This is a genomic window from Streptomyces sp. S186 (assembly GCF_051603415.1).
Classification (GTDB): Bacteria; Actinomycetota; Actinomycetes; order Streptomycetales; family Streptomycetaceae; genus Streptomyces.
This window is the reverse complement of sequence record NZ_CP193932.1, coordinates 2714958-2729182: the sequence shown is the minus strand read 5'-3', so window position 1 is coordinate 2729182 and position 14225 is coordinate 2714958. Positions and strand designations below refer to the sequence as shown.

Sequence of the window (14225 nt, the reverse complement as noted above, 5' to 3'; positions counted from 1 at the left end):
CTGGGGCCTGGGGCCGGCCGGGGGCGGGGGGAGGGCTCGGGCTCGGGTGTCGGCTCGTACGGCCGTCAGCTCGTACGGCCCTTGGCGTCGAACATGCGCATCCGGTCCAGGACCGTGTCCGCGGTCGGCGCGTGCAGCTCGTCCACGATCCGGCCGTCGGCCAGGAAGACCACCCGGTCCGCGTAGGCGGCGGCGACCGGGTCGTGGGTGACCATCACCACGGTCTGCTCCATCGCCTGCACCGACTCCCGCAGGAAGCCCAGCACTTCGGAGCCGGAGCGGGAGTCGAGGTTGCCGGTCGGCTCGTCCGCGAAGATGATCTCCGGCTGGGCGGCCAGCGCCCGCGCCACCGCGACCCGCTGCTGCTGGCCGCCGGACAGCTGCGACGGCCGGTGCCCGAGCCGCCCCGACAGGCCGACGGTCTCCACGACCCGGCTCACCCACTCCCGGTCCGGGCGGCGGCCGGCGATGTTCATCGGCAGCGTGATGTTCTCCAGCGCGGTGAGCGTGGGCAGCAGGTTGAACGCCTGGAAGATGAAGCCGATCTTGTCGCGGCGGAGCCGGGTCAGCTGCTTGTCGTTCAGCGCGGCCAGCTCCACGTCACCGATCCGGGCGGAGCCGGACGATATGGAGTCCAGCCCGGCCATGCAGTGCATCAGCGTGGACTTGCCGGAGCCGGACGGCCCCATGATCGCGGTGAACCGGGCCCGGCCGAACTCCACGTTGACGGAGTCCAGCGCGACCACCCGGGTCTCGCCCTGGCCGTAGACCTTGCTCAGGTCGGCGGCCCGGGCGGCGACGGCCGTGGTGGTGCGGGTGGGGGAGCCCGGGGCGGCGTGGGCGGGGAATGCGGAACGGGGGACGGCGGTGTGCGGCACCACAACTCCTGGCATGGGACGGTCCCGGAACGGGACGGAAAAGGACGATGTCTCCATCCTCGTCGCGGCAGGCCGCCCGGTCGTCGGCCCCTGGATCCGGAATCCGTACCGCCCGGAAGTTCGAGGCCGGGTGCGGGTGTCATCCTCTGGATGGACGCGCGTCCGCCCGCAGACCGACGGGACATGTCAGGGTCCGGGCCCGCACGGCGTCAGGGCGCCGGCTCGCCGGCCCGCCGCCAGAACTCCGCCAGGATGCCGTCGAGGAAGTCCCGGCCCGACCGGCCGGCCTCGTCCGGGGCGGCCCCGCCGGTCCAGCTGAGCGACGCGGTCATCGTCGCGTGGTACTCCTCGTGCAGCGCCCGGAGGATCTCCTGGAGCCGCTCCTTCGGCAGCGGCGCGAGCTTGCCGACCGGGCGGACGTACCCCTGCCAGCGGGTGGTGGCGGCGCCGGTCAGCAGCTCGGCCAGCCGGGCCTCCTGGCCGGTGAAGCGGATCAGCGCGGGCAGCGGCAGGCTGAGCTCCTCGGCCAGCGCCGCCGCCTGCCGGTCGGTGCCGGTCCACCGCCCGCCGGCCTCCAGCCGCTCGTACGCCGCCTGGTCCATGCCGATCCGCAGCGCCACATCGGCGGGCGCCGGACCGAGCGCCATACGGAATGCGCGGAGGGTTCCGGGGGCGCCGAGGAGTTCCGCCGGAGCGCACCACAGGGCGCCGGCCAGCGCGGCCAGCTCGGCGTCGGTGGGGACGGTCTCCCCCAATTCCCAGGACGCCACCGCGGCCGGTTCCCTGCGCATTCCGTAGGCCGCCCAGATTCCGTAGGCGACATGCGCGTGGGTCATGCCGAGGGCCTCGCGCAGCCGGCGGGCGGCGGCGGCATCGAAAGGGGGCCTGCGGGCATTCCCGTCGTGCGTGTTCACCGGCACACGGTAGGTGACGAGGCGGTCCGGCACCTATCGTGCGGATATCCAAGTTTGCGGGTTGGAGGAAACCACGGCGCGTCCCCGGAATGCGATCGCGCCGTAATTACCGGACGCCGTAATTCTCGACGGCTGTAATTCCCGACGGCTGTCATTCCCGAAAACGTGAAAACGCCGACCGGCGCCGGGAGTTGCTCGCGCGGACCGGGTCAGGGAGCCGACCACCGATAGCGCAGCTCCGGGCGGCCGACGTGGCCGTACTGCGGGGCGCGGGCGGCCCGGCCGCTCTCCACGAGGTGCTCCAGGTAGCGGCGCGCGGTGATCCGGGAGATGCCCACGTCCGCCGCGGCCTGGGTCGCGGTCAGCCCGTCGGCGGCGGCCCGCAGCGCATCGGTCACCGCCCGCAGGGTGGCCGCGGTCAGCCCCTTGGGCAGCGCGGCCGGCCGCGGGGCGCGCAGCGCCGCCAGCGCCCGGTCGACCTCGTCCTGCCCGCTGGCCTCTCCGCTGGTGGCGCGGAACTCGGCGTAGCGCAGCAGCCGGTCCCGCAGGGTGGCGAAGGTGAACGGCTTGAGCACGTACTGGACGACGCCCAGCGAGACGCCCTCGCGGACCATCGCCAGATCGCGGGCGGAGGTCACCGCGATGATGTCCGCGGCGTGCCCGGCCGCCCGCAGCGTCCGTACCAGCTGCAGCCCGTGGCCGTCCGGCAGGAACAGGTCGAGCAGCAGCAGGTCGACCGGGTGGTGGTCGAGGTGGCGGCGGGCGCCGGCGCCGGAGTGCACGGTGCCGGACACCGCGAAGCCCGGCACCCGCCCCACGTACAGCGCGTGCGCGGCGGCGGCGACCGGGTCGTCCTCGACGACCAGCACCCGGATCGGCTCGCCGTTCACCGCGGGACGCCTTCCGCGGCCCGCAGCGGCAGCCGCACGGTGAACCGCGCGCCGCCCTCCGGCCCCCGGTCCAGCCGGATGGTGCCGCCGTGCCGCCGCACCGCCTGCCCGACCAGGGCCAGGCCCAGCCCCCGGGCGCCGGCCGCAGGTTTCTCGATGTCGCAGCCTTTGGTGCTCCAGCCGCGCCGGAAGACCTCCTCGGTGGTGTCCGCGGCGATGCCCGGCCCGTTGTCCACGACGCACAGCAGCAGTTCGCCGCCGTCCGCCCGGGCGGTGACCCGCACCTGCGGCGGGTCGCCGTGCCCCTGGGGCGGGGCAGCGGCGTCCAGGGCGTTGTCGACGAGGTTGCCCAGCACCGTGACCAGGTCGCGGGCCGGCAGGTCCGGCGGGATCACCCCGTCGTCGATCCGGCTGTCCTCGGTCAGCACCAGCTCCACGCCGTGCTCGTTGGCCTGTGCCGCCTTGCCCAGCAGCAGCGCGGCCAGCACCGGTTCGGCGACCGCGCCCACCACCCGGTCGGTCAGCGCCTGCGCCAGCTCCAGCTCGGCGGTGGCGAACGTGACGGCCTCCTCGGCCCGGCCCAGTTCGATCAGCGAGACCACGGTGTGCAGCCGGTTGGCCGCCTCGTGCGCCTGCGAGCGCAGCGCCTCCGCGAAGCCGCGCACGGAGTCCAACTCGCCGGAGAGCGCCTGGAGTTCGGTGTGGTCGCGGAGGGTGACGACGCGGCCGCGGCGCTGACCGCCGGAGACCGGCGCGGAGTTGACGACCAGCACCCGTTCACCGGTCAGATGCAGTGCGTCGACCGTCGGGCCGGGCGCCAGCAGCGCCCCGGTCAGCGGCTCCGGCAGCCCCAGCGCGGCGACCGGCCGGCCGACCGCGTCCCCGGTCAGCCCCAGCAGCTCCCGGCCGCCGTCGTTGATCAGCGCCACCCGGCCCGCCCCGTCGAGCATCAGCAGCCCCTCGCGCACGGCGTGCAGCGCGGCCTCGTGGTAGTCGTACATCCGGGCCAGCTCGGCGGCGTTCATCCCGTGGGTGTGCCGGCGCAGCCGGGCGTTGACCACGTACGTGCCCAGCCCGCCGAGCGCCAGCGCCGCCGCGGCCACCCCGGCCGGCGCCAGGACCTGGTCGCGCAGCTGCTGGCCGATCGTGGCGACGGTGATCCCGGAGCTGACCAGCGCGGTGATCCGGCCGCCCCGCCCGGGGTCGCGGACCGGCGCGACGACCCGCACCGACGGGCCGAGCACGCCCATATGGGTTTCCGCGAAGGTCTCGCCGCGCAGCGCGGGACCGATGTGGCCGAGGTACTTCCCGCCGATCGCGGACGGCTCCGGGTGCGTCCAGCGCGTCCCGTCCGGCGCCATCACCACGACGAAGTCGACGCCGGCGTCCCGCCGCAGCCGCTCGCTGTACGGCTGGAGCGCGGCGGTCGGGTCCTTGGTGCGGGCCGCGGCCACCACGGCCGGGGAGTCGGCGACGGCGGTGGCCGCCGCGGTCGCCTGCCGCCGCGCGGTCTCCTCCGCCTGCCGCCCGGCGCTGACGTACGCGAAGACGGCGCAGCCCAGGACCACCGCCGCCACCAGGACCACCTGCATGGCGAAGAGCTGCCCGGCCAGGCTGCGGGGGCCGGGCAGCCGCCGCGACGGGCGGAGACGGGGGAGGCGCATACGGAACAGTCTGCCCGGTCACTTTTACGTGAACGAAATGTACGCAAGGGTGACGGGCGCCACAGCGCCCCTGCATAGTCGCCGGGACCTGTTGTGCGCCGCGAGCCGCGAAAGCGGCGCAGAACCGTGGCGCCAGTCAGAAAGGTAGGGCAGCCGTGGCTGCACAGACCCCGCCGTCAGGGGGCACCACCGAGGGCACCCGGCCGGCCAGGCGGGACCGGACGCACTTCCTCTACCTCGCCGTGATCGGCGCCGTGCTGCTCGGCATCGTCGTGGGCCTGGCCGCCCCCGGCTTCGCCGTGGCGCTCAAACCGCTGGGCACCGGGTTCGTGAACCTCATCAAGATGATGATCTCGCCCGTCATCTTCTGCACCATCGTGCTCGGCGTCGGCTCGGTCCGTAAGGCGGCCAAGGTCGGCGCCGTCGGCGGGCTGGCCCTGGGCTACTTCATGGTGATGTCCACCGTCGCGCTGGCCATCGGGCTGCTCGTCGGCAACCTCCTCGACCCCGGCTCCGGCCTGCACCTGACCGACGCGCTCCGGCACGCCGGCCGGGCCCAGACCGCCGGCGCCCACGAGACCACCACCGACTTCCTCCTCGGCATCATCCCGACCTCCCTGGTCTCCGCCCTCACCCAGGGCGAGGTGCTGCAGACCCTGCTGGTGGCGCTGCTGGTGGGTTTCGGGCTGCAGGCGCTCGGCCCGGCGGGCGAGCCGGTGCTGCGCGGCATCGGCCACGTCCAGAAGCTGGTCTTCCGGGTGCTGTCGATGATCATGTGGGCGGCGCCGGTGGGGGCGTTCGGCGCGATGGCCGCGGTGGTCGGCGCCACCGGCCTGGCCGCCCTGAAGTCGCTCGCCGTCATCATGGCCGGCTTCTACGCGACCTGCCTGCTCTTCGTCGTCGTGGTGCTCGGCACGCTGCTCCGGCTGGTCGCCGGGGTGAACGTCTTCGCGCTGCTGAAGTACCTCGGCCGGGAGTTCCTGCTGATCCTGTCGACCTCCTCCTCGGAGTCGGCGCTGCCCCGGCTGATCGCGAAGATGGAGCACCTGGGCGTCAGCCGGCCGGTCGTCGGCATCACCGTCCCGACCGGCTACAGCTTCAACCTCGACGGCACCGCCATCTACCTCACCATGGCCTCGCTGTTCGTCGCCGAGGCGATGGACAAGCCGCTCTCGCTCGGCCAGCAGATCTCGCTCCTGGTCTTCATGATCATCGCTTCCAAGGGCGCGGCCGGGGTCACCGGCGCGGGTCTGGCGACGCTGGCCGGCGGCCTCCAGTCGCACCGGCCCGAACTCGTCGACGGCGTCGGCCTGATCGTCGGCATCGACCGCTTCATGAGCGAGGCCCGCGCCCTGACCAACTTCGCCGGCAACGCCGTGGCCACCGTGCTGATCGGCACCTGGACCAAGGAGATCGACCGGGACCGGGCCGCGCGGGTGCTCTCGGGCCACATGCCGTTCGACGAGCGCACGCTGACCGCCGACGGCCACGGTGCGCCGCACGACGCCGGGGCCGCCGCGCCGGCCGGCGGCGGGAAGACGTCCGTCGGGGCCTGACCGGACGCGCAGGAGGGGAGAAGGGGCGGGTGCCACGGGTACCCGCCCCTTCGGCGTACCACCGGCGGCGGCCGGCCCGCCCTCAGGCGGGCAGCAGCCAGACCGTGGCCAGCGGGGGCAGCACCGCCGCGACCGAGGTGCCGCGGCCGTTCCAGGGCACCGGCTCGGTCATCAGCGGGCCGGAGTTGGCGATACCGCCGCCGCCGAAGCGCGGGTCGTCGGTGTTGAGGACCTCCCGCCAGGCCGGCACCTCGCCGGGGACGCCCAGCCGGTAGCCGTGCCGGACGACGGGGGAGAAGTTGGTGACCGAGACCAGCGGAGAGCCGTCGGCACCGTAGCGGAGGAAGGAGAAGACGTTGTCGTCCGCCGCCCCGGAGTCGATCCAGGAGAAGCCGCCGGGGTCGGTGTCGCGCTCCCACAGTGCGGGCGTGGCCGCGTAGCGGCGGTTCAGCTCGCGGACGAGGTCGCGCACGCCCCGGTGGTCCGCCGCCGCCTCGTAGGACGGGTCCAGCAGCCACCAGTCCGGGCCGTGGCTCTCCGCCCACTCCGCGCCCTGCGCGAACTCCTGCCCCATGAAGAGCAGTTGCTTGCCCGGGTGGGCCCACATGAAGCCCAGGTACGCCCGGTGGTTGGCGCGCCGCTGCCACCAGTCGCCGGGCATCTTCGACACCAGCGCCCGCTTGCCGTGCACCACCTCGTCGTGCGAGATCGGCAGCACGTAGTTCTCGGAGTAGGCGTAGATCATCGAGAACGTCATCTCGCCGTGGTGGTACTTGCGGTGCACCGGCTCCTTCTCGACGTAGCCGAGGGAGTCGTGCATCCAGCCCATGTTCCACTTCAGGCCGAAGCCCAGCCCGCCGAAGCCGTCCGGCCCGACGTGGTGGGTGGCGCGGGTGACGCCGTTCCAGGCGGTGGACTCCTCGGCGATGGTGACGACGCCGGGGCAGCGGCGGTAGACCGTCGCGTTCATCTCCTGGAGGAAGGTCACCGCGTCGAGGTTCTCCCGGCCGCCGTGGACGTTCGGCGTCCAGCCGCCGTCCTCCCGCGAGTAGTCGAGGTAGAGCATCGAGGCGACCGCGTCCACCCGCAGCCCGTCGATGTGGAACTCCTCGCACCAGTACACCGCGTTGGCCACAAGGAAGTTGCGCACCTCGGTGCGGCCGTAGTCGAACTCCAGGGTGCCCCAGTCCGGGTGCGCGGCCCGCGCCGGGTCCCCCGGCTCGTACAGCGGTCGCCCGTCGAACTCCGCCAGCGCCCAGTCGTCCCGCGGGAAGTGCGCCGGCACCCAGTCCATCAGCACCCCGATCCCGGCCCGGTGCAGCGCGTCGACCAGGAACCGGAAGTCGTCGGGGGTGCCCATCCGGGCGGTGGGCGCGTAGAAGCCGGTGACCTGGTAGCCCCAGGAGCCGCCGAAGGGGTGCTCGGCCACCGGCATGAACTCGACGTGGGTGAAGCCCAGGTCCTTGACGTAGGCGGGCAGCTGGTCGGCCAGCTGACGGTAAGTCAAGCCTGGCCGCCAGGACGGTAGATGAACCTCGTAGACCGAGAACGGCGAGGCGTGCACCGGGCGTTCGCCGCGCCGGGCCATCCAGTCGGCGTCCCGCCAGGTGTGGTGCGAGGCGTCCACCACCGAGGCGGTGGCCGGCGGGCACTCGGTGCGCCGGGCCATCGGATCGGCCCGGACCGTCGTCGAGCCGTCCGGCCGGGTGATCTCGAACTTGTACAGCTCGCCCTCCCCGAGGCCCGGCAGGAACAGCTCCCACACCCCGGACGCGCCCAGCGACCGCATCGGGGTGCCGGTGCCGTCCCAGTAGTTGAAGTTCCCCACCACGCGGACACCCCGGGCGTTGGGCGCCCACACGGTGAAGCGGGTGCCGCCCACCCCCTGGTGCGTCATCACCCGGGCCCCGAGCGCCCGCCACAGCTGCTCGTGCCGGCCCTCGCGGAACAGGTGCAGGTCCAGCTCCCCGACCGCGGGCAGGAAGCGGTACGGGTCCCGCACGGTCCGCGCGGTGTCGCCGTAGTCGACCAGCAGCTCGTAGTCGGGGATCCCGGCGAGCGGCAGCACCCCCGCGAACAGGCCGTCCCCCTCGGAGCGCAGCGCCGCCCGCAGCCCCGGGGCCACGACCGTGACGCCCCGCGCGAACGGCCGCAGGGCCCGGAACAGCAGCCCGCCGGGCACCGGATGCGCGCCGAGCAGGGCGTGCGGATCGTGGTGCGCGCCGGCGAGCAGCCGCCCGCGGTCCTCGGGGGAGAGCGGCGCGGCGGGCTGTACGCCGCCGTCCGCCGGGCGGGAAGGGCGGGCCGGGCGGGCGGCGGCCGGCGGCGGCGCGGCGGCGGGGTCGGGGACGAGGGCGGTGCGCCGGGGCGGCGGCGCGGCGGCGGGGGTGCCGTCCCGGCGGGTGCCGGGAGAGGGGCGGGCGGTCACGGGAAGGGCCTCCTCGGGCGGGTCGGACGGTCGGTTCCGGGCGGACGGCGGGCGGCAGATGGCGTGCGGCGGGCGGTGGGCACTGGAGAGCCGACGGGGACGGGCGGGCCCGGGGCCGCCCCCCGCGGCCCCGGGCTCAGCCGGCCCCCGGCTCCCCGCAGGACGCCAGCCGCCGGATCGCCGCCATCGGCACCGCCAGCCAGTCGGGCCGGTGCCGCGCCTCGTACAGCACCTCGTAGACGGCCTTGTCGGTCTCGTAGGCCCGCATGAGTTCCGGGGCGGAGCGCGGATCCAGACCGCCGGCCTCGGCGTAGCCCAGGCAGTAGGCGGCACGGGTGCGACGGGCCCAGTCCAGCGCCCAGGGGTCGCCGCCGGCCGGGCCGCTGCGGGCGGCGTAGTCGAACGAGCGGAGCATCGCGGCGACATCGCGCACGGCCGGCTGCGGGCGGCGTCGCTCGGCCAGCGGGCGGGCCGGCTCGCCCTCGAAGTCGATCAGCGCCCAGCGGCCCCCGTCGGCGGAGCGCAGCGTCTGCCCCAGGTGCAGATCGCCGTGGATGCGCTGGGCGGCCCAGCCGCGGCCGTCGTGCCCTATCGCGGCCAGCTCGTCGAACGCGGCCCGCAGCCGGCCCCGGTAGGGCTGGAGCACCGGCACCGCACGGGCGGTGGCCTCCAGGCGCTCGTTCATCCCGGCCGCGATCGCGTCCAGCTGCGGGCGGCGCAGCTCGGTGGTGGGGAGGGCCTGGGCGAGCGCGGTGTGCACCTCGGCGGTGGCATGGCCGAGCGCCCGCGCCGAGCGGGTGAAGTCGGCGCGCACCGCCAGCGCGTTGAGGGCCAGCTGCCAGCCGTCGGTGGAGCCGGCGAGGAACGGCTGCAGGACGCCCAGCGTCGTCGCCTCGCCGCCCTCCTCGGGGGTCGCCGACTCGAACCACGCGGCGGGCGCCGGGACCCGTGCGCACCGGGTGCCGGCCAGCGCCCGCGGCAGCTCCAGATCGGGGTTGACCCCCGGCTCGATCCGCCGGAAGACCTTCAGAATGAACGTATCGCCAAAGACGACGGAGGAGTTGGACTGCTCCACCGCGATCGGCCGGGCGGGCAGCCCCGAGGGGATGTCGGCGTCCGTCTCGCGGCGGAAACGCAGCGCCCCGATCCGGCCCGGGACCCGCAGCCGCTCCAGCAGCAGCCCGCACAGCCGGTTGTCCAGCAGCGCGTCGTAGACGGTGCGGCCGCGCAGCGGGCCGCCGGCCGGACGCCCGATCACCGCGGGCGCCAGGTGCGGCGGCGGCGCGGGATGGGTGCCCAGCAGCAGCTGGTAGCAGTCGCCGCCGGCCGGGGTGCGGCTCGGCGGGGTGCCCTGCTGGGCGCGGACCAGCATCTGGAGCAGGCCGGGCGTGCCGCCCCGCTCGGTGCCCGGCAGCAGTTCGGTCGCCGCGACCAGCGTGAAGCCGGTGAGCAGCCGTCCCTTGCCGGCGAACCAGCGCTGCCGCGGCACCCAGGCGGCCAGCAGCGGTGCCAGCGAGGAGAGCAGGTCGGGTGCGGCGACCGGCGAGCGGTCGGGGGCGTGGCGGGTGGCACGGGTCGAGGCGGTGTCCGACATGGCGTCGCGTCCTTTCCCCGGGCACACGACAGACAGGCAAAGTGTCCCGGAATGCGGCCTTTACGATGCTGCGGTGTGGGACGTGTCGGGCGAGATCGTCCGTACGGCGTGGCGTTTCGGCGGTTCTCGGCGTGCGCGTGCGCTGCGCTGCGCGGCGGTGCCTCGCCGGCTCCGGCGAGCAGCGGCCCGGCCCGGACCGGGAGCCGGCCGTGGTCCCGTGACCACCGGCCACCCGGCCCGTGCGGTAGTAGGGAGGCTGCCCTGGCGAAAGGTCGAAAAACGCCCGCACGCGCCGGACGGCCGCGTACGGGCGGAGGTTCCGGGCCCGCGCCCGGTGGGGGCATCGTCCGCTAGTCGGCGGCGTGCTGCGGATTCCTGCGCAGCCGGAACCAGTAGAAGCCGTGGCCCGCGAGCGTCAGCAGGTACGGCAGGGTGCCGATCGGCGGGAAGCGGACGCCGCCGATGAGTTCCACCGGGTGGCGGCCGTTGAACGCCTGGAGGTCCAGTTCGGTGGGCTGCGCGAAGCGGGAGAAGTTGTTCACGCACAGCACCAGGTCGTCGTCGGCGCCGTTCCGGCCCGGGGATTCCCGGAGGTAGGCCAGCACCGCGGGGTTGGACGACGGCAGCTCGGTGTAGCTGCCGAGTCCGAAGGCGGGGTTCTGCTTGCGGATCTCGATCATCCGCCGGGTCCAGTGCAGCAGCGAGGACGGCGAGCTCATCGCGGCCTCGACGTTGGTGACCTGGTAGCCGTAGACCGGGTCCATGATGGTCGGCAGGAAGAGCCGGCCGGGGTCGCAGGAGGAGAAGCCGGCGTTGCGGTCCGGGGTCCACTGCATCGGGGTGCGCACGGCGTCCCGGTCGCCGAGCCAGATGTTGTCGCCCATGCCGATCTCGTCGCCGTAGTAGAGGATCGGCGAGCCGGGCAGCGAGAGCAGCAGGGCGGTGAACAGCTCGATCTGGTTGCGGTCGTTGTCCAGCAGCGGGGCCAGGCGGCGGCGGATGCCGATGTTGGCGCGCATCCGCGGGTCCTTGGCGTACTCCGCGTACATGTAGTCGCGTTCCTCGTCCGTGACCATTTCGAGGGTCAGCTCGTCGTGGTTGCGGAGGAAGATGCCCCACTGGCAGCCGGACGGGATCGCCGGGGTCTTGGCGAGGATCTCCGAGACCGGGTAGCGGGATTCCCGGCGCACCGCCATGAAGATCCGCGGCATCACCGGGAAGTGGAAGGCCATATGGCACTCGTCGCCGCCGACCGCGTAGTCGCCGAAGTAGTCGACCACGTCCTCCGGCCACTGGTTGGCCTCGGCCAGCAGCACGGTGTCGGGGTAGTGCGCGTCGATCTCGGCGCGGACCCGCTTGAGGAAGGCGTGCGAGGCCGGAAGGTTCTCGCAGTTGGTGCCCTCCTCGGCGTAGAGGTAGGGCACCGCGTCCAGCCGGAAGCCGTCGATGCCGAGGTCGAGCCAGAAGCGCAGGGCGGAGATCATCTCCTCCTGGACCGCCGGGTTCTCGTAGTTGAGGTCCGGCTGGTGGGAGAAGAAGCGGTGCCAGTAGTACTGCTTGCGGACCGGGTCGAAGGTCCAGTTGGAGCCCTCGGTGTCGACGAAGATGATCCGGGCGTCGGCGTACTGCTTGTCGTCGTCCGCCCAGACGTAGTAGTCGCCGTACGGTCCCTCGGGGTCGGTGCGGGACTCCTGGAACCACGGGTGCTGGTCGCTGGTGTGGTTCATCACCATGTCGATGATGACCCGCATCCCGCGCTGGTGCGCGGCGTCCACGAACTCCACGAAGTCGGCCAGGTCGCCGAACTCGGGGAGGACCGCGGTGTAGTCCGCGACGTCGTAGCCGCCGTCCCGCAGCGGGGACTTGAAGAACGGCGGCAGCCAGAGGCAGTCCACCCCCAGCCACTGCAGGTAGTCGAGCTTGGCCGTGATGCCCTTGAGGTCCCCGATCCCGTCGCCGTTGCTGTCCTGGAACGAGCGGACCAGGACCTCGTAGAAGACCGCCCGTTTGAACCACTCGGGATCGCGGTCCTTCGCCGGGGTGTCTTCGAACGTGTCGGGAACTGGCTCATTGACGATCAATTGGGTGACCCTCCGATCGGTGAGGACGGTCGCAGCGACAGCACATGAGCCGGCGCGAGCGGGCTGCCCGGCTCCAGGCGCACATAGTTGTCCCTGCCCCAGTGGTAGGTGTCGCCGGTGAGCTCGTCGCGCACCGGGAAGGACTCGAGCCGGCCGAGGCCGAGTTCCGGCATGTCCAACGACACCGTCGCCTCGTGGGTGTGGTGCGGGTCGAGGTTGACCACCGTGAGCACCGTGTCGGTCCCGTCGCCGTTTCCCGCGCGCTTGGAGTACGCGAGCACGGCGTCGTTGTCGACCTGGTGGAAGTGCAGGTTGCGCAGCTGTTGCAGGGCGGGATGGCGGCGGCGGATGCGGTTGAGCGTGGTGATCAGCGGGGCGATGGTCCGTCCCTCGCGGGCCGCGGCGTCCCAGTCGCGGGGCCGGAGCTGGTACTTCTCGGAGTCCAGGTACTCCTCGCTGCCGGGCCGCAGCGCGGTCCCCTCGCACAGTTCGTAGCCCGCGTAGACGCCCCAGGTCGGGGAGAGGGTGGCGGCCAGCACCGCACGGGTCTCGAAGGCCGGGCGGCCGCCCTCCTGGAGGTGGGCGTGCAGGATGTCGGGGGTGTTCACGAAGAAGTTGGGCCGCAGGTAGGCGGCGCTCTCACCGGACAGTTCGGTGAGGTACTCGGTCAGCTCCTGCTTGGTGTTGCGCCAGGTGAAGTAGGTGTACGACTGCTGGAATCCGATCTGGGCGAGGGTGTGCAGCATCGCCGGGCGGGTGAACGCCTCGGCCAGGAAGATCACGTCCGGGTCGGTGCGGTTGATGTCGCTGAGCACCTTCTCCCAGAACGCCACCGGCTTGGTGTGCGGGTTGTCCACCCGGAAGATCCGTACGCCCTTGGCCATCCAGAAGCGCAGCAGCCGCTCGGTCTCCCGGACCAGCCCGCGGAAGTCGGCGTCGAACGCGAGCGGGTAGATGTCCTGGTACTTCTTCGGCGGGTTCTCCGCGTAGGCGACGGAGCCGTCGGCGCGGTGGTGGAACCACTGCGGGTGCAGGGTGACCCAGGGGTGGTCCGGGGAGCACTGGAGGGCGAAGTCCAGCGCCACCTCCATCCGCAGGTCGCGGGCGGTCCGCACGAAGTGGTCGAAGTCCTCGAAGGTGCCCAGGTCCGGGTGGAGCGCGTCGTGGCCGCCGGCCGGCGACCCGATGGCCCAGGGGGAGCCGACGTCGCCCGGGCCCGCGGAGAGCGCGTTGTTGGGGCCCTTGCGGTGGGTGGTGCCGATCGGGTGGACGGGCGGGAGGTAGACCACGTCGAAGCCCATCGCGGCGACCGCGGGGAGCCGTTCGGCGGCGGTGCGCAGGGTGCCGGGGACGAGCGTGCCGTCCGGGCCGGCGACGGCGCCCTCGGAGCGCGGGAAGAGCTCGTACCAGGAGCCGTACAGGGCCCGGCGGCGCTCGACGACCAGCGGCATCGGGCGGGAGACGGTGATGAGTTCGCGCAGCGGGTGGCGGTCCAGGGTCTCGGTGACCTCCGGGCCGAGCGCGGTGGCCAGGCGGGTGGCGGCCGGCAGGGTGGTGTCGCGCAGCGCGTCGACGGCGGCCAGCACCGCCTCCCGGCCGTCGCTCTTGGGGACCTCGCCGGCGGCCCGTTCGTGCAGCGCGGCGCCCTCGGCCAGGACCAGCTCGGTGTCGATCCCGGCCGGGATCTTCACCCCGGCGTGCCGGCGCCAGGTGGCGACCGGGTCGGACCACGCCTCCACGGTGAACGTCCAGCGCCCCTCGACGTCCGGGGTGACCTCGCAGCTCCAGCGGTCGGTGCCCGGTGCCCGCTCCCGCATCGGGGTCCACGGGCCGCAGCGGCCCGCCGGGTTGCGCAGCACCACGTTGGCGGCGACCGCGTCGTGGCCTTCGCGGAAGACCGTGGCGGAGACCTCGAAGGTCTCGCCCACCACGGCCTTCGCGGGGCGGCGGCCGCAATCGATCTGCGGGCGGATGTCCAGAACAGGGATGCGACCGATCATGGGCTCACCTGGGCTTGTGGTGCTTTGCGGGGTTTTGTCCTTTGTATCCGCTCCATGGCAGGGGTACGGGTCGCGGGCATGGGCGCTCCGGTCCGCTTTCACTCTGCTGGCGGAGGGCACGGGGACCCGGATCGGGCGCCGCCGGCCGGGTGCGCGGAACGGCGTACCGGGTGAGGCTTCCCGTGCGCGGCGGCCGGGAAAGCCACGGGAATGTGAACTA

Annotated in this window: 9 protein-coding genes; 1 reads left to right on the top strand and 8 read right to left on the bottom strand. The window is 73.4% G+C overall.

Features of this window, described 5'->3' with window-relative positions:
* Positions 1-65: 65 nt before the first annotated feature.
* From ACRAS8_RS11185 to ACRAS8_RS11170, 4 genes are all read right to left on the bottom strand, one after another.
* Positions 66-878, bottom strand: coding sequence for an ABC transporter ATP-binding protein (locus tag ACRAS8_RS11185; RefSeq protein WP_438485789.1), 813 nt, complete (start codon positions 876-878; stop codon positions 66-68).
* Positions 879-1087: 209 nt separating this feature from the next.
* Positions 1088-1798, bottom strand: coding sequence for a helix-turn-helix domain-containing protein (locus ACRAS8_RS11180; RefSeq protein WP_438490420.1), 711 nt, complete (start codon positions 1796-1798; stop codon positions 1088-1090).
* Between the two features lie 203 nt (positions 1799-2001).
* Positions 2002-2682: a response regulator gene (locus tag ACRAS8_RS11175; protein WP_438485788.1), complete on the bottom strand. Its 681-nt coding sequence runs from the start codon at positions 2680-2682 to the stop codon at positions 2002-2004.
* Positions 2679-4346, bottom strand: a complete 1668-nt coding sequence (locus tag ACRAS8_RS11170) for a sensor histidine kinase (RefSeq protein WP_438485787.1) — start codon at positions 4344-4346, stop codon at positions 2679-2681. The genes ACRAS8_RS11175 and ACRAS8_RS11170 overlap by 4 nt, the downstream gene beginning before the upstream one ends.
* A gap of 155 nt (positions 4347-4501) precedes the next feature.
* Here ACRAS8_RS11170 and ACRAS8_RS11165 point away from each other — a divergent pair, with 155 nt between their 5' ends.
* Positions 4502-5902 carry a cation:dicarboxylate symporter family transporter gene (locus ACRAS8_RS11165; RefSeq protein WP_438485786.1) on the top strand — a complete coding sequence of 467 codons (1401 nt, stop codon included), beginning with the start codon at positions 4502-4504 and terminating at the stop codon, positions 5900-5902.
* 82 nt (positions 5903-5984) lie between these two features.
* Here the strand turns inward: ACRAS8_RS11165 and glgB are convergent, their stop codons facing one another.
* From glgB to ACRAS8_RS11145, 4 genes are all read right to left on the bottom strand, one after another.
* Complete coding sequence (gene glgB / locus ACRAS8_RS11160) at positions 5985-8330, bottom strand: 1,4-alpha-glucan branching enzyme (RefSeq protein WP_438485785.1); 2346 nt, start codon at positions 8328-8330, stop codon at positions 5985-5987.
* 136 nt (positions 8331-8466) lie between these two features.
* Positions 8467-9924 carry a maltokinase N-terminal cap-like domain-containing protein gene (locus tag ACRAS8_RS11155; protein ID WP_438485784.1) on the bottom strand — a complete coding sequence of 486 codons (1458 nt, stop codon included), beginning with the start codon at positions 9922-9924 and terminating at the stop codon, positions 8467-8469.
* A 350-nt stretch (positions 9925-10274) separates the two neighbouring features.
* Positions 10275-12005: a maltose alpha-D-glucosyltransferase gene (gene treS, locus ACRAS8_RS11150; protein WP_438485783.1), complete on the bottom strand. Its 1731-nt coding sequence runs from the start codon at positions 12003-12005 to the stop codon at positions 10275-10277.
* Positions 12002-14005 carry a maltotransferase domain-containing protein gene (locus ACRAS8_RS11145; protein WP_438485782.1) on the bottom strand — a complete coding sequence of 668 codons (2004 nt, stop codon included), beginning with the start codon at positions 14003-14005 and terminating at the stop codon, positions 12002-12004. The genes treS and ACRAS8_RS11145 overlap by 4 nt, the downstream gene beginning before the upstream one ends.
* Positions 14006-14225 lie beyond the last annotated feature (220 nt).